At 41.3% G+C, this 26551-nt stretch carries 14 protein-coding genes and 1 pseudogene; 8 read left to right on the plus strand and 7 right to left on the minus strand.

Annotated elements, in window-relative coordinates; translation table 11 throughout:
* Positions 1 to 463 precede the first annotated feature (463 nt).
* The 4 genes from HG267_RS04505 (at position 464) to HG267_RS04520 (ending at position 9330) form a co-directional block, all read left to right on the plus strand.
* Positions 464 to 1732 carry a lactate racemase domain-containing protein gene (locus HG267_RS04505; protein ID WP_228045468.1) on the plus strand — a complete coding sequence of 423 codons (1269 nt, stop codon included), beginning with the start codon at positions 464 to 466 and terminating at the stop codon, positions 1730 to 1732.
* A 70-nt stretch (positions 1733 to 1802) separates the two neighbouring features.
* The gene (locus HG267_RS04510; RefSeq protein ID WP_045870421.1) at positions 1803 to 2696 is read left to right on the plus strand and encodes a transposase family protein; all 894 of its coding nucleotides are present in this window, start codon (positions 1803 to 1805) and stop codon (positions 2694 to 2696) included.
* A gap of 228 nt (positions 2697 to 2924) precedes the next feature.
* Positions 2925 to 8171 carry a GAF domain-containing protein gene (locus HG267_RS04515; protein ID WP_045870422.1) on the plus strand — a complete coding sequence of 1749 codons (5247 nt, stop codon included), beginning with the start codon at positions 2925 to 2927 and terminating at the stop codon, positions 8169 to 8171.
* A 31-nt stretch (positions 8172 to 8202) separates the two neighbouring features.
* Positions 8203 to 9330 carry a hybrid sensor histidine kinase/response regulator gene (locus HG267_RS04520; protein ID WP_045870423.1) on the plus strand — a complete coding sequence of 376 codons (1128 nt, stop codon included), beginning with the start codon at positions 8203 to 8205 and terminating at the stop codon, positions 9328 to 9330.
* A 402-nt stretch (positions 9331 to 9732) separates the two neighbouring features.
* Here HG267_RS04520 and HG267_RS04525 read toward each other — a convergent pair whose 3' ends face one another.
* Positions 9733 to 11160 carry a right-handed parallel beta-helix repeat-containing protein gene (locus tag HG267_RS04525; protein ID WP_052335191.1) on the minus strand — a complete coding sequence of 476 codons (1428 nt, stop codon included), beginning with the start codon at positions 11158 to 11160 and terminating at the stop codon, positions 9733 to 9735.
* Between the two features lie 918 nt (positions 11161 to 12078).
* Between HG267_RS04525 and HG267_RS04530 the strand changes: the two genes are divergently transcribed.
* Positions 12079 to 12747 (plus strand): phosphoribosyltransferase, encoded by a 669-nt coding sequence (locus HG267_RS04530; RefSeq protein WP_045870424.1) that lies wholly within the window; start codon positions 12079 to 12081, stop codon positions 12745 to 12747.
* Positions 12748 to 13110: 363 nt separating this feature from the next.
* Here HG267_RS04530 and HG267_RS04535 read toward each other — a convergent pair whose 3' ends face one another.
* Together HG267_RS04535 and HG267_RS04540 are read right to left on the minus strand one after the other, a co-directional pair.
* The gene (locus HG267_RS04535) at positions 13111 to 13611 is read right to left on the minus strand and encodes a DUF2808 domain-containing protein (protein ID WP_228045469.1); all 501 of its coding nucleotides are present in this window, start codon (positions 13609 to 13611) and stop codon (positions 13111 to 13113) included.
* A 243-nt stretch (positions 13612 to 13854) separates the two neighbouring features.
* Positions 13855 to 15102 carry a tetratricopeptide repeat protein gene (locus tag HG267_RS04540; protein ID WP_045870543.1) on the minus strand — a complete coding sequence of 416 codons (1248 nt, stop codon included), beginning with the start codon at positions 15100 to 15102 and terminating at the stop codon, positions 13855 to 13857.
* Between the two features lie 906 nt (positions 15103 to 16008).
* On the opposite strand from HG267_RS04540, the gene HG267_RS04545 reads away from it, so the two are divergent.
* Together HG267_RS04545 and HG267_RS04550 are read left to right on the plus strand one after the other, a co-directional pair.
* Positions 16009 to 16803: an aspartyl/asparaginyl beta-hydroxylase domain-containing protein gene (locus HG267_RS04545; RefSeq protein WP_045870425.1), complete on the plus strand. Its 795-nt coding sequence runs from the start codon at positions 16009 to 16011 to the stop codon at positions 16801 to 16803.
* A 143-nt stretch (positions 16804 to 16946) separates the two neighbouring features.
* Complete coding sequence (locus HG267_RS04550) at positions 16947 to 17954, plus strand: zinc-binding dehydrogenase (RefSeq protein ID WP_045870426.1); 1008 nt, start codon at positions 16947 to 16949, stop codon at positions 17952 to 17954.
* Here the strand turns inward: HG267_RS04550 and HG267_RS04555 are convergent, their stop codons facing one another.
* Positions 17955 to 19322 (minus strand): Rieske 2Fe-2S domain-containing protein, encoded by a 1368-nt coding sequence (locus HG267_RS04555; protein ID WP_045870427.1) that lies wholly within the window; start codon positions 19320 to 19322, stop codon positions 17955 to 17957.
* 176 nt (positions 19323 to 19498) lie between these two features.
* On the opposite strand from HG267_RS04555, the gene HG267_RS04560 reads away from it, so the two are divergent.
* Complete coding sequence (locus HG267_RS04560; protein WP_045870428.1) at positions 19499 to 19897, plus strand: nuclear transport factor 2 family protein; 399 nt, start codon at positions 19499 to 19501, stop codon at positions 19895 to 19897.
* A 265-nt stretch (positions 19898 to 20162) separates the two neighbouring features.
* On the opposite strand, the gene HG267_RS04565 is transcribed toward HG267_RS04560, so the two are convergent.
* The 3 genes and pseudogenes from HG267_RS04565 to HG267_RS04575 all read right to left on the minus strand — a co-directional run bounded on the left by HG267_RS04565 (position 20163) and on the right by HG267_RS04575 (position 26491).
* Entirely contained in the window at positions 20163 to 20627 is a 465-nt protein-coding gene (locus HG267_RS04565; RefSeq protein WP_045870430.1) for a hypothetical protein, read from the minus strand.
* Positions 20628 to 20793: 166 nt separating this feature from the next.
* A pseudogene (locus tag HG267_RS04570) lies at positions 20794 to 24213 on the minus strand (WD40 repeat domain-containing protein); the annotation flags it as partial.
* On the minus strand, positions 24188 to 26491 hold the full coding sequence (locus HG267_RS04575) for a hypothetical protein (protein WP_263420025.1): 2304 nt from the start codon (positions 26489 to 26491) through the stop codon (positions 24188 to 24190). The gene HG267_RS04575 and the pseudogene HG267_RS04570, both read right to left, overlap by 26 nt.
* Positions 26492 to 26551 lie beyond the last annotated feature (60 nt).

Here is a 26551-nt window from a genome sequence, read left to right on the forward strand (position 1 = left end):
ACCGGGCGGACAAGATGTCCACCCCACAATAAATACTGAGATATTTTTTTATTTGGAAATCCCTAAGTAGAGACGCGATTCATTGCAATACCGTTCGGTTAAGGATTTTTAACTCGGAATTTGGTTTGGGGAAAAGGTTAAAGGGTAAGGGTTAAAGGTTTTTTCTTGCCCTTTTGTCTTTAACCAACAAGTATTGCTATTCATCGTGTCTTTTAATTCACGTAGTAGCGTGGCAAGGCTAAAATAGTGCATTAGATTGGAAAAAATTAACCGCAGATGAACGCAGATAAACGCGGATAAAATTGATTTTTAATGCAACATTTAAGGCTTGCCAGTCCAGTAGGATGCGTTAGCGGCGAGAGTACGGCATCAGTACCAAAGATTTTCGTGCGTTAAGCTTACCGAGATTTTTTCAGAAATCAAATCGGATTACTATATTAGGCTTTCTTAATTGTGAATTGAAATGATGTATTCATTAGACATAATTGACGGGACGCTTGCAGATGAGCAAGTTGCTGAATTAGTTCATGCGGCTTTAACAGATCCTCAATTAGATGGAAAGCGCATCTTGGTATTAATTCCTGATGGAACTCGTACTGCACCAATTCCCCAAATGTTTCGCTTGCTGCATCAGGAGTTGGGTAAGCGGGTGGCGGCTTTAGATTATTTAATTGCTCTGGGTACACATAATCCCATGAGTGAGTTACAAATCAATCGTTTGGTGGGTGTTACGCCGCAGGAACGCGAGACAACTTTTAAAAAAGTACAGATTTTTAACCATCTTTGGCATTTACCAGAGACTTTTATTTCTTATGGGGTAATTCCATCTGCAGAAATCGCAGAAATTAGCAATGGAATGCTAAATCAAGCAGTAGAAGTGCGCGTTAATAAGCTGGTAACTGAGTATGATTTGATTATGATTTGTGGGCCAGTATTTCCCCACGAAGTTGTTGGGTTTTCAGGAGGGAATAAATATTTTTTCCCTGGGATTGGTGGGCAAGAAGTAATTGATTTATCACACTGGTTGGGGGCTTTAATTACTTGTTATGAAATTATTGGTACGCCAGGAATTACACCTGTCAGACGTTTAATTAACCGCGCTGCTAGTCTGATTCCTACCCCGAAACTATGTTTAGCAATGGTGGTTGCACCAGGAACAAATCAGTTAGCGGGACTTTATATAGATCAACCAGAACCAGCTTGGGAAGGGGCGGCGAAATTATCAGCGAAATTGCATATTAAATATGTAGATCAGCCTTTTAAACAAGTGCTTTCTGTAATGCCCCAAATGTATGATGACATTTGGACAGCCGCTAAAGGAATGTACAAATTAGAGCCAGTTGTGGCTGATGGTGGTGAGGTAATTATCTATGCACCTCATATTACAGAATTTAGCTATACACATGGAGAAATTCTCGCCCAAATTGGCTATCATGTGCGAGATTATTTCCTAAAACAATGGGATAAATTTCAACACTATCCTGGTGGAGTGTTAGCCCATAGCACTCACTTAAAAGGTATGGGTACTTTCGATCCAATTAAGGGAGAACAAGCCCGGATTCAGGTAACTCTAGCCACTGGTATTTCCCCAGAACGCTGCGCTGCTCATAACTTGAGCTATCGCGATCCAACTACCATTGAACCAGCAGAATGGGCAAACCACGAAGATGAAGGCATTTTACTTGTACCCAAAGCCGGCGAGATACTCTATCGGTTGACTGTTGACTGTTGACTGTTGACTGTTAACCAATAGAGTTGTTGGGAAATAAGGGAGAATAGAAAGTTAGTACTTAAGCGGGGAAATGCTGAACATCGAACGGGCATTAAAACAAGATAGGCTGTTACGGGCAATGACTGGATTGAACCGGAAAGCTTTTGAAACACTTTTGCCAACGTTTAGCACAATATATGACAAACAAGTGCGCGATTCACCCCGTAAGAGAGCATTTGGAGGAGGGCGCAAAGCTAGGTTATGCAGTCCTCAAGACAAATTATTCTACATCCTGTTTTACTTCAAGTGTTACCCGACGTTTGATTTAGCAGGATTGTTATTCGATATTGACCGCGCCCAAGCTCACTACTGGATGCATCGTTTACAACCAATATTAGAAGAGGCTTTGGGTGAGAAGAAGGTACTGCCGGAGCGCAAACTCAACAGCATTGAGGATTTTATGGAACGGTTCTCAGGAGTTGAGCGGATCATGATTGATGGTACAGAACGCCCAATTCAACGTCCTCAAGATCCAGACCAACAAAAACTAAATTACTCCGGTAAAAAGCGGCGACATACTCGCAAGCATTTAGCGGCAGTAGATCAGTGTCAACGTGTGTTGGTGTTGAGTAAGGCGCGTGAAGGGAAACTACACGATAAAAGATTTCATGACGAAGAAGACATTGCTCTTAGCATTCCTGACGAGATTCCAATTGAAGTGGATTTAGGGTTTCTTGGGCTTCAAAAGCAGTATGTCAATATCCGCATTCCACATAAGAAACCCAAAGGTGGAGAATTATCACAGGAGCAAAAAGCAGCTAATAGGGAATTGAGCCAAGAGCGTGTGGTGTGTGAGAATGCCTTTGCTGGGGTGAAACGTTATCGTGCAGTCAGCGCGGTTTATCGTAATCACATTCAAGATTTTGACGATCATTTAATGTTGACTGCTGCTGGATTATGGAACTTTTACTTGATGGCAGCATGAAAATTACATCAAAAACCACAGGGGTCAGAATTTCAATGCAACTCTGAGTTATTTCCCAACAACTCTAATGCCCCATGCCCTATGCCCTATGCCCAATCTCCATTTTCACTAAACCAACTATAATTTCTTAGTAAATTTCCTAGTATATTTTTATATCTAAAAATATACTGGTACCACGAAGCGTAAATAAATTTGCTCAATTGAAAAGGGTGCAAGCGTAAGGCTCAAATGTTTAAGCACACAACAGCTCTCACTTCCTCAGAATTAAAATCCGCAATTGTCCGCAATCCCTTAATAGTTGGACTAGATACTTTGGTGATAGACGCGATCGCTCTCATGAGCGGTGTGCGGGCTGTTTGTGATGCCAATAAACTTGACGAACTCGATATCGACGCAAGAAGCAGTTGTGTTTTAGTAGTAGATAATCACAGCTTATTAGGTATTTTTACAGAAAAAGATGTGGTACGCTTGTGTGCCCAGCAGCGTCCTTTGGAGAATTTAGCGATTCGGGAAGTGATGATTCATCCAGTCATTGCTCTGCATGAGTCTGACTTGACTGATGTATTTTTTGCGGTGAATTTGCTCCAGCAATACCACATTCGCCACTTACCTATCCTCGATGAGCAGGATCTCGTTGTGGGCTTGCTCACCAATGAAACTCTGAGACAATCTTCTCGCGCTATCAATCTTTTGCGCTTGCGTTTGGCATTTGAGGTAATGAGTCGTGAAGTGATTTGTGCTGCGCCAGATAGTTCGATATTGGCGATCGCGCAACTGATGACAGCCCATCGTGTCAGTTCTGTCATGATTGTCCAACCAGGTGGTAGCGAAGCTGCACCAGTCAAAATCCCCGTGGGAATTTTGACTGAGCGGGATATTGTGCAATTTCACGCCTTGGGCTTGAACCTGGAAACCTGTTGCGCTCACATGGTGATGAGTACCCCAATTTTTGCTGTAAAACCTGAAGATTCGCTGTTGGTGGTGCAACAGATCATGGAACAGCGCTTAATTCGGCGCTTGGCGGTGACAGGTGAGCAGGGGGAGTTATTAGGGATTTTGACTCAAAGCAGTTTGCTGCAAGCCCTTAACCCCTTGGAGTTATACAAGCTAGCGGAGGTTTTGGAAAAGAAAGTAGTACAACTAGAGACAGAAAAAGTACAACTCCTAGAAGCTAGGACTGCGGAATTAGAACAGCAAGTAGAAGCCCGCACAACCGCCCTCAAGACTAAAGCAGAACAGGCGCAACTGGTATCTGATATTGCCATGCAAATTCGCTCGTCCTTGAGTTTGCAAACCATTCTCGAAACTACTGTGCAGCAGGTGCGGCAATTTTTAGGTTGCGATCGCGTCATCATTTTGCGATTTGAAGAGGATGGGCCCGCCGCAGTTGTGGCAGAATCGACTAATTCTTCTCTATCTTTGATGGGCAGATGGATCAAAGATGGCTGTTTTCAGAAAAATTATCGAGAGAATTACTGCCAGGGGCAGATTCGCGTTGTCAAAGATATATACACAACCCAAATGACTAATTGTCATCGCCAGATGCTGATCAGTCTCCAGATTCGCGCCAAAATTTTGATACCTTTGTTGTGTAACGGTGAACTCTGGGGCTTACTAAATGTCTCCGAAAGCGACAAAGCCCGTGAGTGGCAACAATCAGAAGTTGAACTGCTGCAAGCTTTATCAGTACATTTAGAGATTGCTCTTCAGCAAGCTACTATCCACCAACAATTACAAGAGCAACTGCGCGATCGCCAACGGGCGGAAATGACGCTGCAAAAATTGGTAACCGGAACTGCAGCTGTTACGGGAGATGACTTTTTTCCCGCCCTAGTGAGCCACATTGCTGAAGCATTAAATGTCTGCTGCGCCCTTGTCAACGAATTGGTGGGTGACAAACTCTATAGTCTAGGATTCTGGGAAAATGGAGCCTTACAGCCAGCAATTTCCTACCATATAGCTCAAACTCCCTGCGAACATAGTCTTAGAGACGGGGAATTTTACTGCCAAAGCCAACTGCAAACAATCTTTCCTGATAATTTAGCCTTACAGACAATGCAGGCCGATAGCTATCTGGGCATTGCTTTAAAAGACAATCTTGGTAATACAATTGGCAATCTTTGCATTCTCGATAGGCAGCCCTTATCACAGACTAAATATACTGAAGCGATCGCGATTCTCCAAGTATTTGCAGCACGAGCCGCCGCAGAATTACAGCGTATAGCAGCAAACGATGCACTACATCGTTTAAATCAGGACTTAGAAGCAAGGGTAGAACAGCGGACTGAAGAATTACAAGCCAGAGAAGTAGAACTTCACAAAACATCGGAACGCCTTGCCTTGTCGCTGAAATCTGGGGGAATTGGTTGTTGGGAGTGGGATATTTTACAGAACACCATTCTTTGGGATGAACGGATGTCCGAACTGTATGGAGTCACTCCACAATCTGATTCCTGCATAGTCTACGATACCTGGACAAAAAAGTTACATCCGGATGACCGTACACAGACGGAAACCTTGCTTCAACAAGCGGTTCTAGGACAAGCAGAATACAATACTGAGTTTCGGGTTGTACATCCAGATGGCAGCATCTACTTCATCAAAGCTTATGGGGTGGTGGTAAGAGATGAACAGGGCAGCCCCCAGAAAATGATTGGAGTTCACTTTGATATTAGCGATCGCAAGCGTGCGGAAATAGCCCTGCAAAGTAGCGAACTCCGCTTCCGGCGAATTTTTGATTCTAATGTAGTCGGTATGCTCTTTGCCGATTTTAAAGGAGACATTACCGATGCCAACGATCGCTTCTTACAGATGGTAGGTTATACCAGAGAAGAACTCAATGCTGGGGCGTTGAGTTGGAAAGCCATAACCCCGTCCGAATACGTCTTTGCCGATGTTGGAGCGCTGAAGCATCTGAGTCAATATGGCGCGATGAATCCTTGGGAAAAAGAATATTACCGCAAGGATGGTAGCAAGATTCCTGTGTTGCTGGGGGTGGCTATGCTCCCAGGCTCAGATTATCAAACTATTTGTGTAGTGGTAGATATTAGCGAACAAAAAGCTGCATTGCAGGAACGTCAACAAGCAGAAATGCAACTGCAACAGCAGGCCAGACATAAACAGTTGCTCTGGAATATTACCCAAACTATTCGCCAATCCCTAGATATTGAGGTCATTATTAATGCAGCAGTGACTGAGATTAGACAAGTATTAGGAGTAGATCGGGTAGCGCTTTACCGCTTTCGAGCAGATTGGAGTGGTGAGTTTGTTGCGGAATCTGTAGCTGCTAATTGGGTAAAACTTGTGGGATCTCAGGTGAAAAAAGTTTGGGAAGATACCTATCTCCAAGAAACTCAAGGTGGTCGATTTCAAAATTATGAAACCCTAGTGGTTGCTGATATTGATCAAGCTGGCTTACAGCCTTGCCATATTGAACTTTTGCAACAGTTTCAAGCCAAAGCTTATGTAATTACCCCCATCTTCGTGAATGAATCACTTTGGGGTTTGTTTGCGATGTACCACAATCATCGACCTCATTCATGGACAACATGGGAAATCGAATTATTGCGGCAAATTGCGAACCAGTTGGCGATCGCAATTCAACAAGCGAGTCTCTACGAAAAAAATCAGTCGGAACTATTGGTGCGCCAGCAAGCTGAAGCCAGAATTGCCCTGCAACTGCGGCGACAGCAAACTCTAGGGGCAATTATTGAACAAATTCGCAAGTCTTTAGATCTCAACGAGATTTTAGCAACGGTAACTCAACAGGTGAAAGATTTAATGCATTGCGATCGCGTCATCGTGTTTCGGCTGTTTGCGGATGGCAGAAGTAAAATTGCGGAAGAAGCTGTATCTAGTGAATTTGTCAGCCTCAAAAACCGCCACTGGGGGAACGAAATTTGGTCTCAAGAAATCCTTGATTTTTACTGGCAAGGTAAGCCTCGTATTGTCCCCGATGTGATGAATGATCTCTGGACACATTGCTTGGTGGAATATTCCCAGGAAGGACAAATCCAATCCAAAATTGTGGCACCTATCTTACAAGAAGTGCGTGACCAAAATCATCGCTGGGTTTCGCCTTGGGCAACAAATAAGCTGTGGGGAATTTTAGTTGTTCATGCTTGCCAGGAAAGAAGAGTCTGGAAAAACTCAGAAGCCCAAATTCTGCAACAAATTGCCAACCAATTAGCGATCGCAATTCAGCAAGCGAGTCTATTTGAACAATTACAGCAAGAACTCGCTGAACGTCAACAAGCAGAAGCCAAGCTCACGGAAATCAATCAACAGCTAGCATTTTCTAACGAAGAACTCGCCCGTGCTACCCGCCTCAAAGATGAGTTTTTAGCTAACATGAGTCACGAACTTCGTACCCCTCTCAATGCCATTCTGGGGATGACTGAAGGGCTACAAGATGAAGTTTTTGGCAGCATCAATCAGCAACAGCTCAAAGCTTTAGACACAATTGAGCGTAGCGGCTCTCATTTGCTGGAGTTGATCAATGATATTTTGGATGTGGCAAAAATTGAAGCTGGACAGATTAAGCTCGATTACACCTCAATTTCTGTAGCCAATCTGTGCCAATCTAGTTTGGCATTTATCAAACAACAAGCATTACAAAAACGCATCCAGCTAGAGACCAAAATTCCCCAAAATCTCCCACACCTACTAGTAGATGAACGACGCATTCGTCAAGTATTAATTAACTTACTCAATAATGCAGTCAAATTCACCCCAGAAGGGGGACGAATTACCTTAGAAGTTAATCAACTGTCTCCCGACACCACTAACAATTCTCTTCGGCAACATTTTTTACAAATTGCCGTGAAAGATACAGGTATCGGCATCGCCCCAGAAAATATCAACAAACTATTTAAGCCTTTTATCCAAATTGATAGCGCTTTAAATCGTCAATACGCGGGTACAGGCTTGGGACTAGCATTAGTGAAACGCATTGTAGAACTACACGGTGGTAGAGTGGGGCTAAGTAGCGAATTAGGCGTAGGTAGTTGTTTTACCATCGAGTTACCCTATACCCCAGTTTTTCCCGTTGTAGAAGATACTCAACCTGATGTTACTCCAGAATTTGTTTCTTCAAACCTTGACCATGCTGGGCCGCTAATTTTGCTAGCGGAAGATAACGAAGCCAATATCAGTACAGTTTCTAGCTACCTCAAAGCTAAAGGCTATCGCATTTTGTTAGCAAATAATGGTAAAGAAGCGATTGAGTTAGCTACAACTCAGTACCCTAATTTAATTTTGATGGATATTCAAATGCCCTTGATGGATGGTTTAGAAGCCATCAAACTCATTCGTCTCGATCCCAACTTAGTTAATACTCCCATTGTGGCACTCACCGCATTAGCGATGAATGGCGATCGCGATCGCTGCATTGCTGCCGGAGCCAATGACTACTTAAGTAAACCTGTTAAACTCAAGCAATTGGCTACTACTATTCAACAGCTATTAAGTACCTAAATAATTAAACATTTTTTACCCTGTTCCCTTTATGGCATCGATTTTAGTCATTGACGATGAACCCGATAACTTTGATGTGATTGAAGCATTCTTAAGTCAGCAAGATTACATACTGCATTATGCACCTAGTGGGCAAGAAGCGATCGCATCTCTCAACCTATTTCAGCCAGATCTAATTTTGCTTGATGTCATGATGCCGGGAACAGATGGTATAACAGTCTGTAAACAAATTAAAGCCATGCCTCAGTGGCAACCAGTCCCCATTATTATGGTGACTGCTCTCACAGGTAAAGAAGACTTAGCGCGTTGCTTACAAGCTGGTGCCGAAGACTTTATTAGCAAACCTGTCAACGCGGTGGAACTGCGCGCCCGCGTTCATGCAATGCTGAGAATTAAGCAACAGTACGATAAAATCCAGAGTTTATCTCATATTCAAGCCAATACCATCAAAGTCTTAGAAAGTACTCTTGATGAACTGCGCGGTAACTTAGCCACAGCTTTACCCCACGAACTGAATACACCACTTAATGGCATTGTTGGCATCGTCAGCTTGCTGATGGATGATATTGAGAATATGAATCTTGCCGAAATCCGCGAATTTTTAAGCTTGGCAGATAAATCCGCCCGAAACTTAGAAAAATTAACCAAACAATTCCTAATTTATTTAGAACTAGAGTTATTAGCACAGCAGCCGCAAAACATCGAACCGCAATCAAGCTACTTTTCCCAAAATGCGATCGCTACCGCTTTGCAATCTCATGCCCAAAGTTTTCATCGCAGTGACGATTTAATATTTGCAATTGAGGAAGCCGAGGTATCTATCTCAAAGCAATATTTAGAAATTATCCTCCATGAATTAGTCGATAATGCCCTCAAATTCTCTCAAACTGCTACAGCCATCAAAATTAGCACTCAGGTAGATAAAGAAATGCTGAATCTCTACATCCATGATTTAGGCAGAGGGATGACAGCAGAACAGATTTCCAAAATCGGTGCTTTCATGCAATTTGAACGCAAAACCTATGAACAGCAAGGCATAGGCATGGGCTTAAAATTAGTAAAAAAAATCGTCGCAATTTGTGGTGGTAATTTCTCAATTACCAGTATTTATCAACAGGAAACAACAGTTCAAATTGCCTTACCTCTACATCATAAATAGCAAATATAGCAATCCTATTTTATTTATTTAGAATTGTAGGGTGCGTTATACCATTTTGAAAAAAAACGCGACAGATGAGTAGGGGCACGGCACCAGTAAGATATTTGATATGCCAAAGAATTGTGGATGCCGTGCCCTTACAAAGAATTTATCTGTCTTAATTTGGTTTAGGTAAAAGGTGTACCCCTGCGCTTAAGCAAGCTACGCGTAGCGTCTCCGCAGGAGAAAGGGTAAGAGTTCAATGTTTTGTCTTACCATTTTCCCTTCCCCTTTTCCCCTTAACCGACAAGTATTGAATTCTCTGTTAGGGCACAGCAACCAAAATCTTTGGGAATATCGAATTATCTTAATGCTGCCATGCTCCTGATCATCTGTCCCTTGATTTTTTCAAAATGGTATGATTTACCTGGCGAAAGCAGCTTTGGCAGAGACTTCTAATGCACCTATATCTATAATCGCACCACCTCTACCATCTCCATCTTGCGGACGGCTGAAGCCTTGCTTATCAATAGTCGGTGCATTGACTCCACTGAAAGTCTTGGTTCCAGTATCAATCGCCGAACTACCAGATCTGAGGGTGAAATTAGCCTTGGACGGATCGCTAAATAATGGGTCTTTTCCCATAATATTTTGTGTTAGTGAACCGTTAAATTTGGAGGAATTGTAAACAAGGTTATAGGCGTATTGGAAATTCTTAGATTTCGCGACGTTGTTTACTTCTCCGTCCTTGCGAGCATACATAATGTTGTTGAAAACTTTCACTTGATCAGACTCAATTACAGAAATTTCTCCATACTGTTGAGTATCAGGATATTGCCCATTTTGATAGGTTGTATTGTTGACCACATCAACATAGGCACTACTATATACATGGATACCAGCAGCACCGTTTTTATAAACAACGTTATTTGCAACCAGAGTTTTGCCTTGATAACGTTGATGCAGTGAATTCTGTTGAGTGTTTAGTGAATCATCTATGATAATTCCATGCCCTTCAGTGACTTTTCCTGCATCTTTCCAAGGAATTAAGCTTTTATTGTCGTAAAGCGTATTACCTTGGATAATCATTTTATATTGGCTGGTATTGTTGTCAGAATTCCAGTTGTACATCATCCCCATAGGATTTGCGCCCCAAGGACTATACCAACAATTCTGAAAAACCACATTATTCTCGTATGTGAGATAGTCTGCTTTGATAGAACTAATTCCTGTCCCACCAAACTTAGAGACTCTGTTGTTCCGAATGATCACATGGTGGGAAAAGTCACGGATTTCAATTCCATTACCTGCTGTCTGGGGATTGTTGTAATTGTATTTTTGCTGTTGTGCATACTGCAATGTAATATTGTCGTTGTTGCCCTCTAAGGTCAGACCCTCAATGGTGATGTAAGAAGACCCAAGCAATTTAATAGCAGTCCAATTGCGCGATTTGATGAAAGGGCTGTGTCCAGGATAGGCTTTGAAGGTAATGCGTGCATTCGGCGTACCTTGTTTTTTATTAAGTACCATAATTTCTTGGTTAGGGTTAGCTTGCGTATAAGTCCCATTCATGATGTAAACTGTATCGCCTGCTTTTACCAAGTCTGCTGCCTTTTGCAGCGTCCGAAATGCACTACTTTCCTTTAGTCCATTATTGTTATCGTTCCCAGTTCCAGAAACAAAGTAGGTTTTACCAGTATTACTGAGAGCGAGTTTTGTAGTTGAGTTATTTTGAGTATTTGTCAGTTTTGCGGTAGATAAATCTGCGTTATCAGCATATTCAGCTTGTAACTTAGCAGCATTGCCAAGGTTAACAGGTTGAGTGATTGCAACCGGTTGATCCAAAAACATAATAATGCGACTCCTAAGGTGTTCGATGAATTGAGTAGCACACTCCTGGCAATGAATAAACGGAAATCTGCAAATTACCGTTTCACAAATATTTGCGATCGCATAGATGCCTATTTAAGTCATTAAAAGGCTCTCGTCCTAAATTCTGAGCCTCGCCACATCTCCCACTGATGATGGTTGTTAAGTTAGCCAATTTTGCAACTAAATTCGCGTTTACTTAGGATGCGATTATCTGGGTGAAACCGCTGTTGTAAACTTGACCTAGAATACCATCTGTTTTTATACCATCCGATTAACCTATGCCACTTTTGAACCTGGCACACTTGTGGTGACTGGGTCATGAATAATTAGTAATCGGGAAAAGGAGAGCAAATTTCAAATATCTATGAGACCTCCACAAAAAGAAATGCCCAATTGTCATTGCGAATGTAGCGTTCGCGTAGCGTCCCGTTCGCGTAGCGTCTCTGTCAGGAGAAGGGAAGCGAAATGAAGCAACCGCAAAATATTGGGATTGCTTCACTACACTCCGTTTCGCTCGCAATGACAGCTTTTGGATCAATCATTCTGTGGAGTTCTCTATAGATTCTTACAAATGATTGAGGACTGCTATATATATTGGGAAGGATGAGACAATAGAGTTATGTGCAAAGGATATTAGTTATTATTTTGCGGTTTGTAACCAAAATTAATAGCGCGCTGGGAGTTTCAGTCTTATTTAACAGCCCATAGCAGTAAATATAGTCAAAGACGTTTATAGAAAGTCTATAAGTACTGTGAGTAATTATTAGAAAAATTTGGTACCAGCTCTATTGGGTAGCCTTTGCAGTCAGCAATATCGCAAATAGTAGATCGGGTCATCTTCGGTATATTGCACAGAATTTAACGATGCATCGCTTTCACCCTATGGAGGTGATAATTATGTCTACAAAATTCCGTAACCGCTTAGAAGCTGGTCAGATGTTAGGTAAACAACTAACAGCCTATACTGGTTGCCCAAATTTGCTGGTTTTAGGCTTACCTCGTGGTGGTGTACCAGTAGCATATGAAGTAGCAAAGGCACTTAGTGCTCCATTAGACATCTGCTTAGTAAGAAAACTGGGTGTACCTGGGCACAAAGAATTGGCAATGGGTGCAATCACATCGGGAAGTATTCGGGTATTGAATTATGATGTTGTCAACTCTTTAGCTATCTCCACTGAGACGATTGAGCAAGTAACGGCTGATGAATTTCAAGAATTACAGCGTCGCGATCGCGCTTATCGAGGCGATCGCCCTCCAGTTAATGTCAAAAATTGCACTGTCATTGTTGTGGATGATGGTATTGCTACTGGCTCAACCATGCGTGCTGCTATTACTATATTGCAACGCCAACAACCAAAGCGCATGATTGTAGCAGTTCCAGTTGCACCACCTGAAACTTGTGAACAATTGCAGAGGATAGTCGATGAAGTAGTTTGTTTGAAAATGCCAGAGCAAATGTGTGCAGTTGGTCTATGGTACGAAAACTTTTTGCAAACTACCGATGAAGAAGTGCGCTATCTGCTTGCAAAGCACTCATCTGCTAGCAATTATTCTGTTTCACTTTAAGAAAGAGAATAATCCCGCCTTAATTTTTCAACTTATACTAATTCCCAGAATGCTTGCGAGATAAAAATTATTGGGAAGGCACAAAAATGTTGTCTCTTTAACTTATGTCTCGCATTCTTTTTTTAAAGTAGTCTTCAATATTGATGATTAACCTCTCCTTGTAAAGAAGAGGCTTAAATACTGATTTTTTTTTGTTTTCTTCTCCGTAAACCCAGAGGCTTGAAACCGTTTTTTGGATTCTAGATTAGATTTAATCCAAAATCCAAAATCTAAAATCCAAAATTGTCTCGGTAATCTCTACTTTTTAACCTATTTTGTTTTGCAGTTCCAGACACTCACAACCATGCAAAGAGAGTATCTAATTTAGCTTTGATCGAGGAGATCAATTCTGGCTGTTCCAATTGGAATGTCTCCTTTTAAGCCAACTCTTTGGCCAGTTACACCATAAAGCAGTGTTCTTACGCCTGAACTCCTGGTTCGTATACCTGTGAGATTTACTTCTACCACACCACCAGAAGTTACAGGTTGCTCAAAGGTGATTGCTATACGTTCTTTACTAATCTCTGTTTTGGCAGCAATTTGTTTACCTGATTGGTCTGTAATTTCTACACTATTAAAACGTTCCATTTGGTCTGGCAGAGATATCATTAAATCTTGCAGCGACATCCCAACTACTGCAACTTGGATAAAGTGAGCATTATTACGAACACCAGAACCAGTAATATGGGGAACATTAATTTGATATGCTATTTGAGATTGTGCCTGTGTATTTAACTGTTCATATTTAACAGGTGTAGCTATAGCGGCAGCAGATGTAGTGAGTATGAGAGCAGATAAAGTACTACCAATTAATTTTTTCATCATAATAACCTCTTTCTTCAATGACCAAGAGCTTCATGTCAATCAAGAGCCTGTAATTAATAGATTGAGTTATTAATCTGAGAACAAGCTGACTGAAAAATTAGAGTCTGCTGAGTTTTTGATAATATTAAAGTGCTGAGTTCTGAGTAACAATCCCTAGAGATGAAATTTTTTTCATTGGACTGCTTCCTCTACCAGCCTCAACAGCTAAATCTTCTGAACTGAAACTTATTGCTACTTAACTAATCAGGCTGACAAGAGGTTACTCGCTGACTTTTGAGTTCGCGACAAAGCATCTCGATACACCTGCTCAAATAATTCTCTTTGGGCATGGCTACCCCCTATTTGAGATAATTTTGATAGTACAGGTTGGAGTTGATTGACTGCTTCTGAGCAATTACCTTTAGCGTGGGAAATCATGCCTTTAGCGCAAGGAATGGCAATATCCGACCATTGTCGCCGCAGAAATGGGTTAATCTTCAGGGTATGTTGCTGCATACTCTCCCACATCTGCTTTAACCAGTCATGACGTTCTGCTCTCGCTAATGCATAGATATAGTGTAAGTCTTGAAACGGTAAAGCATGTTCATGCAGTCGAGGGAGTAAATAAGCACTTAACTGCTGCCAACGCTGTTCTACATCAAACCCTTGCAGCTCTAGTCTTAACAATAAAGCGATCGCACCTACCTGATCTTTAGGCGAGGATTTCTGTGCGCGTCCCCAAACATGACTATCGTAAAGCGCTAAGACTTTGGCTGCGTTACCTTGCTCTAAATAATAAAGCGCTATATGCCACCAATTATGGGTATAAAGCATGGAGTTGCAGTTTTCCCAGGTATCAGCCAGGCTTTCCATCCAAGCAATTCCCTCCTCAATTCGTCCTTGAGTTTCCATCACATGAGCCACAGCATGATGCGCCCAAGGATCGTAACGATTCATTGAGGTGGCGATTCGCCCCATTGCTTCTGCTTCCTGCAAACGATGGCATTGTTCTAAACCAAATGCCACCATACCGTATAGATAATGATTGTCGCGATTCGCTGGTAATACCTTTTGCGCGATCGCCAGCAATCTCTGCTGATCGCCCAAGTAAAAGTAGTGATACTGTCCCTGCTGTACAGAGATTAAGTCACGGGGATATTTTTCGGTAAGGGCTTCGTGGATAGCGATCGCCCGTTCAATTTTCGCCTCCGCCCAAGCTGCGATCGCCTGCACATACAACTGTTCTCTATCGGTGATTTTTGTAAGTTGCTGTTGCGCTATTTGTAGATGTGGCTTGGCTTGCTTCCACGCTTGAGCATTTTCCTGAGAAAGATAATAAGCTGCTGCATAAGCACGAATAATTGCACAGTTGGGATCGGCGGCAATCCCTTGGTGAATTACTGCTTCCGCCTCTTTGCCATAACTGAGGGCTTGATCGATGAAGCTGTTAATAGCTGCGATCGCGGCTTTTGAGTCTGTTGTAACTTCAAGTCCTTGAGCGTCTTCTAGCATAGTTCTTTCCTGGGATGGCGATCGGCAGTCATGTTGAAACGCTGGTAACCCTGCAATTGATTGGGCTACCATAAACTCCATTAAATCGGTCGGAATAGTGTATTTATGTTCCTGAGTATGTCACAGTAACGATGAAAATGGCAAGACAAATTTCTCGACTGCATAACTTCAGACTGATGCGATCGTTGCTTCAGGTTCAGTCTATGCAAGTAATTGACCTATATTTCAATCAGGTTTATTTAGGATTGAGCTATGATCTCGCAATTTATTGCAGGGCGGGAAAGCAGCGCTATAAAATAAGGTTTTCAGGGTGGGGGTTAAACCAAGAATTTTCGCTGGGCAGACTACTCAATTATTTCTAACTTCCTTTAGGATGGGGGATAAAGAGAAATTACCAACACCAACCGCCCAACACCAATTTTAAAAACATAATTAAAAGATTTTGCAATTGTGATCTAGAATACCGACTCTGATAAAGACAGGTGATATTCTTTAGTTGTGTGTGAGGAGCAAGTTAAAACAAAAAACGCTTAGGGTGGAAACACGGCAACACTCCTGGGCGTTTTTTGCTTATTTTAGAGTCAAATGTTGTTGTAGATTCGGGGGACATGATTATAAATGTCTCAATCTTTCCCTTAAGCCTATCTGGTCTACGCAGTTTAAGATTTTATACAACATATTCAACAGGTTCAGCAGTTGCGATCGCAAATTCTTGTATTTTGGCAGCACTGCAGCTTTAGTCAGCTCATCAGTATTGAAGTTACATGATGAGTGTAGAAACTTGTCAAGCTCACAAGACTGTGGTTTTTAGCTAATATGTAAATTAAATAACCCAGAGCTTATACCCATTCAAAATTCAAAATTACTGTAAAAGATTTTATTCAATCATTATCAGGGGTAAAAATAATGGAAAATTTTAATGAGTATCATTTAAACCCAGCAGAATTTTCTTTCCTAGAAACTTTGCAAGATAATTGGCTAGTAATTAGAGATGAGTTTAAACATTTTACTAACAACGCATCTTCTGAAGAAATAAAATTCACTTATGAGGTGCTAGGCCCAAAAAGTAAAACTATTAAAACAAAGGGCAATTCCAAATATAGCGCTTTTGGTATATTGTTCCAAGGTCTTTTTATAGAAGAATATATTAAACTGCATCACATAGAATATTCTGATTATGGGACAAATGATGCATCAGCTAAAGCGCTAGAAATAAGAGAAAAATACTTTCCTAACTTGGCTAATGTAATAGAAAAAGTTAACTTTAGCAATGATGATATTATTAGAAATGCCTATTTTGGTACATTTCATCCAGGCTTAGATATTAAGCTGCACGTTAACTACAACCCACACATGAATCGGGGCTATTTAGGTTTGATAGTTCCCGAGGGAGATGTAGCAATGAAAATCTGCCATGAGCAGCTTTATTGGCATGAAGGTGAGTTTTTGATTTTAGATCATAGTTATCCACATTGCCCCCATAATTATACTAATTATGACCGGACTGTTTTAGTTGTAGACTTTTTTAAACCAGATAAATCAAGAGCAGAAGTTATCCAGTTTGAACAAGAGCAAGTTTCCCAAAGAATGCAAGATAATCCTTACAGCTTAGGTGTTTTTGGTAAAAGCGATAAAGCAAAAGAAGAAGATTTTATCAAATACGGTTTAGCTCATCAATTAGAGTGGGATAAAGCCTTGTAGGGGAGATGAGGGGGATGAGGGGGATGAGGGAGATGAGGGAGATGAGGGAGATGAGGGAGAAATAACAATTACCAATTACCAATTACCCATTACCAATGCCCAATGCCCCATTACCAATGCCCAATGCCCAATACTAAGAATAAATGAATATAAAAACCTACAGAAAATTAATTGCAAAACAACTGAATCAAGACTTTAAATCGGCTGTTAAGATTGTTGAAATACCGATTTCTATTCCTACTGAAAATCAAATATTAATTCAGAATAAATTTGCTGGTGTTAACGGTGGTTTTGACACTTTACTATGTCGGGGAGAGGTTCCCTATGTTCACTTAACTCCGCCCTTTGATTTGGGTGTGGAAGCAGTAGGAACAGTTGTGGCTGTAGGTGAAAATGTGCAAGATTTTCAAATTGGTGATGCGGCGATAAGTACAGCGCGGGGTGGTGGTTATCGAGAATATCAGGTTATTGATACGAACTTAGCGGTGAAAGTGCGAGAAGCCACTCCAGAGGTTTTAACGCTCATACCTACAGGTGTATCAGCTTTGGTGGCGTTGGAACAAGTGGGAGAGATGAAAAGTAATGAGGTGGTTTTGGTAAATGCGGCGGCTGGTGGTACAGGCCATATTGCGGTGCAATTAGCAAAACTAGCAGGTAATCATGTCATTGGTACTTGTAGTTCTGAGGCGAAAGCAAAGTTACTCCAAGAATTAGGATGCGATCGCATTATCAACTATCGTACAGAAAACCTCGACCAAGTCCTCAAGCAAGAATATCCCAATGGCATTAATTTAATTTTTGACTGTGTGGGTAAACAAGTGTTTGATACTTGCGTTGACAACTTAGCTGTGCGGGGACGCTTAGTGGTAGTAGGTTTTATCTCGGAATACGCCAAGAATATAGAACAAATTACCCAACCCCGCATTTATCATCAGCTATTTTGGAAAGCTGCTTCTGTGCGCGGCTTTTTAATGCCACATTACCGTGAGTATATGCCAGAGGCGCGCGATCGCCTTTTAAATCTCTTCTACACTAATAAAATCAGAGTTAACGTTGACCCTACCCAATTCCAAGGTATAGAGTCTATTCCTGATGCTGTGGAATATCTGCTCAGTGGTCAGAATTGTGGCAAAGTAGTTGTCAAGTTTTAATTACTCATGGCGAGTGTAAAAACGCTCAAATTTGGTTTTCAGTTTATCGGCTGCAAAAGCTAAAGCTAATGCTGATAAAGCAGCTGCAACAGCTACAGGAGAAATCCATGAGTCATCTGTAAGTATAGCTAAGGCTGCAAGAGCGATCGCAATTCCCACTAAAATTTGTTTCACTAAGCTTGTAGTTTGATAAGCTCGATTACAATCATGACAAATTAGTGTGTGTTGTGAATACCTATCTAGTAGTAGTGAATTTTGCGTAATCTCACTTTCAGATAAATTCTTTGCAGAGGCATAACCTTGATAGAAAGGTAAATCTTTAGCAAATTTGTCTAACCACTTTCGGTATTCAATTACTAATGTGTCTGATGTTTTAAGTGGTAAATATACATCTTTGAGATTCTTTTGCAAGCGCTCAATTTGTCTTTTTTGTTGAACAACAAGCTGTAAATCTCCTTCCAAAATTTTATTTCGTACTGTAATGTGATCTAGCCAATCAGGCATCAGCTTTACTTGCCAAGGAAAGCTATTACTATAATTTCTCAGTAGAATACGGCATTTATTTCTGCTTAGAGGTAGAGAATACAAAACTGTTCCTCCCAATCTTTTCTGAGCTTCATTGCTAACATTGCTAAACTTATAAATAATTAAATTGGGAGCTATAAAATCTAATACCATCCAAGGTAAATTAGGCTTTCTTGTTACCCTCCATCTGCCACGAATTCCCGCTAAGGAACTTTCAACAACTTCTATGTCTAATGGTTGAGCATCTGCTCTTTTGCCAAGAAGACCATCATGGCTGATGTAAACATGTGCTGGATCAATCACATTTTCAATAAAATATGTCTGGTCATAAGGTAAATCACGTATATAATCTTTACAGACTACATCCGGATTATTTAACTCTGGAACTAGAGGAATTATTTCCTCATTGGCAGTTTCTGCTTCACCAGCCCACATCCAAACAATACCTTGGCGTTCTACAACAGGAAAAGATTTAACACAGGCATTATTAGGAATTTTGGCATCATTTGGTAATTGAGGAATATGCAGACATTGACCATCAGTACCAAATTGCCAACCGTGGTATAGGCACTCAATTTTGCCATCAATAATTTGCCCATCAGAAAGTCTAGCCGCTCGGTGAGGACAAATATCTGTTAAACAACCCAATTTCCCATCTTGGTTTTTGAATAATACCAACGATTCATCATAAAGTGAAAAGCTATAAGGACGGTTTATTGGTAAATCTTGTATGAAAGTTACGGGATACCAACAGTTTCTCCAGTTAAATTCTTGGCTAGTTTCCGATATTGGTAAGCTAACAATTCCATGTTCCGTCTCTTGTTGATTAGGAGTGATTGTCATATACTTTTCCTCGGTTTGTAGCTGGGAAGATAAGATAAAAAATCCTTATTCGTCTGCTGGTATGACTTTAAAAGCTGATTATCGTGTTTTATCTTAAAATATCAGGATAATTCTGGAACGTAGACAAATTACAGGTTTAGATAATTAAATTTAGTTTATATCTAGTTGCAGAAAAAATGACACAAAATCCGGAAAATACTTTAAAAATAGCTCAACAAGCATTTGAGAAATTTACCCACGCCTTAGCTACAGGTGAATGGCAAGGATTTCTAGATATGCTGACAGAAGATTTTAACTTTTGGTTTCCAGTTGGTAAATTCCACGGTTTGAATGAGGGAAAAGAACGCGCTAAAGAGTTTTTTGAATATGTGAGTACATCCTTTCATCCTGGTATCAAGCTAACTTCACTAGACCGAGTTACCAGTAATGAAACAACTGTGGTATTTGAATTTCGAGATGAAGGGCTATTATTCGGAGAACCTTATAAAAATCGCATAGCAGTTTCCTTTGATGTGCGTGGCGACAAAATTTGCGCCTACCGAGAATATTTTGGTAGCGATGGTAAATCCTATTAAAGAAAATACAGTTCAGTTAAGAAAATTAATTGATCATAAAACCAAAAAACTAGTACAACAAGGCGGAATTCAAAATTCAAAATTCAAAATTCAAAATTCAAAATTAAGACAGAGTAATAATTTTGGAGGGGGTTTGGGGGACGCAACCGTCACCCAATCGGGGGTTTGGGGGAGAATCCCCCAATTCTTCTGGCTTTTTTAATAAGTGACAAATCAATCCCTAATGAGCTTAACTGACCTGTATTCTTACTTTTGACTGGTTCGTTCAATTATTTTCAAAATTTGGTTGATTAATTTCTTTGGATTTAGCTTCTGCGGCTTGATATGCATCCAAATAATTTTTACCACCCAACATCACATCACCATAATACTCATAAGGCGCATCGCCATAGATGGGTAGCGGGTCATCTTCGGGATAATCTTCTTTTGACTCTTCGATAATTTCCTTGAGTTCAGTGACATTAAAACTTGCGGCTGGAAAATAGTAAAGCTGCTGCGGGTCTTTTTTCAGAAACGGTAGATTGGGATCGACAATAGACTCTGCTAATTCAATCCAAGCGTGTTCAATAGGTTGATATGGCTTACCAGGGAACACTAAAAATCCCTGAACATACTGGGCTTGATCAGTCGCCAGCGCTGCTTTATAAGCATTATCAAAGGTTTTTTTAGCCTTGCTTTTAATCCGTTGAGAAATTTCAACCGAAAGCGCTTCATCCAATGGTTTATTCATCGATAAAAAGAAGTCAACCCCTACAGGGAATTCAAAATTCACAATTCACAATCACAATTCCCATAAATATTTATGGGCTTGTATCTTTTTCTTCTTTGGTCAAGCACCTACTTCAACATCCTAGCATTCACTAGGACAGTCAACAGTCAACAGTCACCGAACCGCATTACTTTCCTCTCCCGGCTAAATCTTGGGCTTTCGCCTCTGGGTCAAATTGTAAATTAGTATTCCACTTCTGGGCTTGGCGGAATTTAGCGATCGCACCATCAGTATCGCCTACTGGCGCTAACTTCTCACCTTGCATGATTAAAACTGTGGCTGCTTGTAATAACAGAGAAGGATTTTGACAGGAGTTGAGTTCGGCTAAGGTTTCTGGGTGCACAATTAAGTAATTATTGATCAAGCCACAACCATCTTTTACCAACTCATCTAAGTTGAAGTTCCACAGAGTGATTTTGTTGTCAGTACTTGCAGAAGCTAACCGTTTTCCATCTGGACTAAAGGCGACGCTTCTCACCCAATTACCATAATTGCTAGTTATGGTTTTGAGCACTTTCCCAGTGGAGACATCCCAGAGTTTGATAGTGCTGTCATCACTCCCAGAAACCAACTGTTTTCCATCTGGGCTAAAGGCAATACTATTAACTAAATCACTATGACCGTTAAGGGTTTGCAAAACTCTACCTGTGGAGAGTTCCCAAATTTTAATGGTGTTGTCATTACTCCCAGAAGCCAACCTTTTTCCATCTGGACTAAAAGCCACAGTATTCACCCAATCAAGATGACCACTGTTGGCGTAGCGTTCCCCTGGTAGAGTTTGTAGTAGTTTCCCAATGGTGACATCCCAAATTTTAATGGTGTTGTCATTACTCCCAGAAGCCAACTGTTTTCCATCCGGGCTAAAGGTAACGCTATTAACTGAGTCGCGATGACCACTAGTCAAAAATACAAAAAACCCACGGAAATTGTGCAGAAGTTTACCAGTGTGGACATCCCAGATTTTGATGGTTTTATCTTTACTACCAGAAGCTAATTGTTTACCATCAGGGCTAAAGGCGACGCTTTTGACCCAATCGCGATGACCATTGTTAGCGTTGGTTTCAGAAGGAAAGGTTTGCAGGAGTTGACCAGTGGTGATATCCCAGAGTTTGATCGTCTTGTCGTCACTTCCAGAAGCTAACTTTTGGCGATCGCTACTTAAGGCGACGCTATTTACCGCCCCCCGATGTCCATTAAGAGTTTGCAGCAGTTGACCAGTGGTCACATCCCAGAGTTTGATAGTGTCATCATTACTTCCAGAAACCAACTGTTTCCCATCACTGCTAAACGCGAAACTATTGACCCAAGCCTCATGTCCGCTATTGGCGTTACTGTCGGAAGGAAGAGTTTGCTGCACCTTACCAATCGTCACATCCCAAAGTTTGATGGTGTGATCGTTACTTCCAGAAACTAACTGTTGACCATCACCCCTAAAGGCGACACTATTGACCGCCTCCCGATGTCCACTAAGAGTTTGCAGCAGTTTAGCTGTGGTGACATCCCAAAGTTTAATGGTCTTATCATTACTCCCAGAAAGCAATTGCTTACCATCCCTGCTAAAAGCAACGCTATTCACCGGATTGCTATGACCGCTCAAAGTTTGCGGTACTTTGCTGTTGCTGAAATTCCAGAGTTTGATGGTATTATCACTACTTCCAGAAGCTAACTGTTTACCATCATTGCTCAAGGCGACGCTATTGACTGACTGGCTATGACCATTAAAGGTTTGCAGTAGTTTTCCAGTGGAGACATCCCAGAGTTTGATAGTCTTGTCCTTACTCCCAGAAGCTAATTTTTCACCATCACTGCTAAAGGCGACGCTATTGACCACATCGCTATGACCGCTAAAGGTTTGCAGCAGTTTTCCAGTGGAGACATCCCAAAGTTTGATGGTCTTGTCATCATTCCCAGAAGCTAATTTTTCACCATCATTACTCAAAGCAATGGTTTTGATTAAACCGCTATGACCATTAAAAGTTTGCAGTAGTTTCCCGGTGGTCATATCCCAGAGTTTGATGGTCTTGTCCTCACTCCCAGAAGCTAATTTTTGACCATCACTGCTAAAAGCGATGCTAGTAACAGAGTCTTGATGACCGCTATCTATATAGCTTGCTGTTGGCGTAGCCTCTTGTAGATGGGGAAGAGTTTGTATAACTTTACCAGTGGAGACATCCCAGAGTTTAATGGTATTGTCATTACTTCCCGAAGCTAATTTTTGACCATCTGGGCTAAAAGCGACACTATTGACCGCACTATTATGATCGCTGAGGGTTTGTAGTTCTTGAAATTTATTCTGCGGTTGTAAATACACCGCCTCCCGCAATCTTCCCACAACGTGCATTTGGGTAATGGCTGGTGGTGGATTTAATTTCTGCAGTTTTTTCACAGCTTTCAAGGCTTCAATAATCGCATCTCTGGTTTGACCAGAGGCGGAAAAAGTAGCTGAGGAGTTAACCAGGGAGTTAATTTCGTTGATTTCCGCTTGTTTTTTTTGGGCTTCCGCCTCTAATGCCCATCGCCATGAGATAATTGCCAAACTACCGAAGACCAATCCTGCAGCGACGGAAACAATCAAAGCAAATTTGAGTAAGCGATTCAGCTTGGCTTCACCCAATTTTCTTTGCTTGCGTTCATTTTCGAGTTCCGCCATTAACTCTTTCAGCTTCGGTTCTTGTTGCTGGCGGATAAAGGCAGCTAAATAGTCATGTACCAGTTGATAACGCCCGGCGGGGTTTTCTTTTAACAAAACTACTAAGCCTGATTTGACAAAAATTTCTAAAACTAACTCTAATTTTTGGCTCAGAGGTGATTCCCTGGGTAAATTAGGAGTTTCATTGAGATATTTTTGACTTCTTCTCAGCTTTCGCCTTCTATTCCTTTGCTTCCGTGTCTCATTCTCTTCCTTCACAAAGGCTTGTAAGTCCCGTTCTAATTCCACCAAAGTCCTCAGAGGTCGAGTTCCTTTCTCATCGGTGAGTAAATATAGTAATAAATCTGCTAGTTGCTGATTGTCAGCACCGCAATCATGAACAACTTCATTTAAATAATGCTTCACTAGTTGTTCTTTGGTACCGCGTTGCCGATATTCTGCCAAAGTTGTAATATTCTCAGTCTGCAATTGTGCGCCTATCACTTGTAATTCAATTGGGCGCACTTCCCCTAGTTCACTAGCTAAATCTTGCACTAGTTGCTCAATTAACGTAGGCTCTAGGCGAAAGCTAGTATTCTCAGTTAAGCGCTGAATAATTGATTTCGCATCACTAGGCGAGAAATTGCCCAACTTATAAAGCACATTTTTGCTGAGAATATCATTATTAATAATCTGCATATTGGGCAAATCATTGCATTCCAGCAAGTAATGCAAGTAATCTAACCGCAACGACAGGATTACTTTCACAGAGAGAACATTAAAACATTCGCCCAAGAACTCAAAAAATTGCCGCCTCTGCGCTGGTTCAGGATAAGTGAAGAAAAATTCCTCAAATTGGTCAAAAATTAACACAGTGCGGAGGTTTTTTGCTTCATTTTCCCGTAATTGAGCGAGTAAGTCGGGAGGGGATGAGGGAGATGAGGGAGATGAGGGGGATGAGGATGAGGGAGGTGGGGGAGATGAGGGAGATGAGGGGGATTGGGATGAGGGAGGTGGGGGAGATGAGGGAGATGAGGGGGGATTGGGATGAGGGAAGTGGGGGAGATGAGGGAGATGAGGGGGATGAGGAAGGGGAAGTTTGAAGATATAAACTTGGAGTATTGTCTTTTGAACTCGGCGTTTTGAGTTCAGAACTCGGAGTGTCGTGTTCAGAACTCAGTCTTTCATGTTCCAAACTAGAAGGTTCATGTTCCAAACTAGAAGGTTCATGTTCAGAACTAGAAGGTTCATGTTCCAAACGAGAAGTTTCTCGTTCTGAACTCGGCCTTTCATGTTCCAAACGAGAAGTTTCTCGTTCTGAAGCTAAAGCTTGAACTTCCAAACTCAAACTTTCCTCTCCCTCATCCCCCTCATCCCCCTCATCTCCCCCACCTTCCTCATCCCTATCCCCCTCATCCCCCTCATCTCCCCCATCCCCTCCATCCCTCCTCTCCCCCATCGCCTCAATCATCACTCGCCCCAACTCTTCTTCCCAGTGGCTATAAAAGCGCATGACAACAGGTAAGTTATCTTGAATACCGATGGCTTTTTGTTTTAAAGCTGGAACCAATCCCGCGTTAATTAAGGAACTTTTACCCACACCCGATTGCCCATGAATGACTATCAACTTATAATCGGGGCGACCGATGCGCTCAATTAAGCGTTCTACATCAAGTAAACGACCAGAGGCGGCGATTTCTGGGGATATATTTTCTTTTAAAGTGGCTGATGCTACTGTTCCTGCAAATACTTGCTTGGTTGAGCCTAAACGTCCAGCACCAATAAACGCCCGCAAGCCAAATTGTTGCTCAACGGAACGCTGCTGTTGTTTAATTTCATAAGCTTTGGCATATTCTTGCTGTTCAAAATAAAGTCGTTGGAGATAATCGAGAATTTGGATATAAAGTTTCAGGTCTTTGAGCGGATTAGTATGATTCTTCGCAGTTTCTAAGCTAGTAATTGCGTCTTGAGTTTGCCCTAAATGATATTGAGAAAGCGCCAGGATAAATTGATATAAGCTGAAATCATGAGCAGCAATCAATTTTTCTGGTAATTCCGATAATAAACCCGATTCTACATGAGGAATAGCTGACCAAATTTGCAATGCTTGCTGAATAAAATTATTTGCTTCTTGCCAAGATTTTTGCACAAGAGCGACTTCGGCTAAAAAGCCATAATCTTTTGCTAGTTCTCTTGGTTGATTGTTAGCTTGATGTATGACTAAAGCTTGCTGGGCAAAACTTTTTAGCTGGTCTGCCAAGTTTTGAAACTGCTGCCAAATCCTCACATCACGGAGAATATCACCTAGTTGTTCAATGGCATCAGCAATTAACTGCGGATTTTGGATTTCAGCCAGTAATTCTATATATTGTTGTAAATAATTTTGAGTTTTTTGCCAATTATAATTATTAATATCTAAATATTTGGCAGCTTTGAGATAATAACACAAAGCTATATTGCCAATAATCTTAACTTGCCGTTCTAAGTTATTACTTTTCTGCCAAAGTGTCAGCGCAGTTTGATAATGTTCTAAAGCCGCATCTAGTTGATGGTTAACTTGTTTGATTAACCCCAGCAATGATTCGATATCAGCCTGAATTTCTAAGCTGTTAAATTCGCCATCACCAAGTAAATCTCTCTGGGCGGCTTGAAGTTCTGTTTCTAATCTGCGATATCCAGCTAAACTCAATGTCAAGTTATTACTAAACCACCTATCGGCAGTTTTTTGTAAAAAAGCAACTAAATCTTGTTTGGAAATAGCAAAGTTTCTGGTAATCGCCCAACTTTCCAAATCAGGCGCAACTTGCATCAGTTGCTTGTGAACTTCATCGTTAATCCACAACACCAAAGGAAAAGGACAATGCTTGCGAAATTCTTCCCGCACCTGATTTGCAGAACTCAGCATCTGCGGTAAATCTTGCACATCCTCTAAACCCACCACCATTAAACAAGCTGGTAATTTTTCTGCAAACTCCTCGCGGATAGCGCTGTACAGCGTCCTGTTAGTTTGTCGGATAGTTAAAATGCTGATTTCCACCCGACAGATTTTTGGTAATTGCACCAGGAGGAGATCGCGCAAGTTAGTATAGTTGCACTTTGCCAAAATTAGCTTAAACTGCCCCACAGAAGCTTCTAACGCCCAAGCTAGTTGTTGCAAAGTGCGATCGTTATTTTCTGGTGGGTGGTTATTATTCATATATGGGACTGGGGACTGGGGATTGGGGGCTGGGGAAATGGGGAAATGGGGAAAGGGGAA

Origin of the sequence: Tolypothrix sp. PCC 7601 (assembly GCF_025677855.1) — a bacterium.
Taxonomy (GTDB): domain Bacteria; phylum Cyanobacteriota; class Cyanobacteriia; order Cyanobacteriales; family Nostocaceae; genus Aulosira; species Aulosira diplosiphon.

Bases quoted from the DNA above. Each gene is read 5' to 3' on its own strand.
- HG267_RS04530 (WP_045870424.1), top strand. From the start codon at position 12,079: ATGTCTACAAAATTCCGTAACCGCTTAGAAGCTGGTCAGATGTTAGGT.
- HG267_RS04510 (WP_045870421.1), top strand. From the start codon at position 1,803: ATGCTGAACATCGAACGGGCATTAAAACAAGATAGGCTGTTACGGGCA.
- HG267_RS04515 (WP_045870422.1), top strand. From the start codon at position 2,925: ATGTTTAAGCACACAACAGCTCTCACTTCCTCAGAATTAAAATCCGCA.
- HG267_RS04550 (WP_045870426.1), top strand. From the start codon at position 16,947: ATGAATATAAAAACCTACAGAAAATTAATTGCAAAACAACTGAATCAA.
- HG267_RS04505 (WP_228045468.1), top strand. From the start codon at position 464: ATGATGTATTCATTAGACATAATTGACGGGACGCTTGCAGATGAGCAA.
- HG267_RS04535 (WP_228045469.1), bottom strand. From the start codon at position 13,611: ATGATGAAAAAATTAATTGGTAGTACTTTATCTGCTCTCATACTCACT.
- HG267_RS04555 (WP_045870427.1), bottom strand. From the start codon at position 19,322: ATGACAATCACTCCTAATCAACAAGAGACGGAACATGGAATTGTTAGC.
- HG267_RS04545 (WP_045870425.1), top strand. From the start codon at position 16,009: ATGGAAAATTTTAATGAGTATCATTTAAACCCAGCAGAATTTTCTTTC.
- HG267_RS04560 (WP_045870428.1), top strand. From the start codon at position 19,499: ATGACACAAAATCCGGAAAATACTTTAAAAATAGCTCAACAAGCATTT.
- HG267_RS04540 (WP_045870543.1), bottom strand. From the start codon at position 15,102: ATGCTAGAAGACGCTCAAGGACTTGAAGTTACAACAGACTCAAAAGCC.
- HG267_RS04520 (WP_045870423.1), top strand. From the start codon at position 8,203: ATGGCATCGATTTTAGTCATTGACGATGAACCCGATAACTTTGATGTG.
- HG267_RS04525 (WP_052335191.1), bottom strand. From the start codon at position 11,160: ATGTTTTTGGATCAACCGGTTGCAATCACTCAACCTGTTAACCTTGGC.
- HG267_RS04575 (WP_263420025.1), bottom strand. From the start codon at position 26,491: ATGAATAATAACCACCCACCAGAAAATAACGATCGCACTTTGCAACAA.
- HG267_RS04565 (WP_045870430.1), bottom strand. From the start codon at position 20,627: ATGAATAAACCATTGGATGAAGCGCTTTCGGTTGAAATTTCTCAACGG.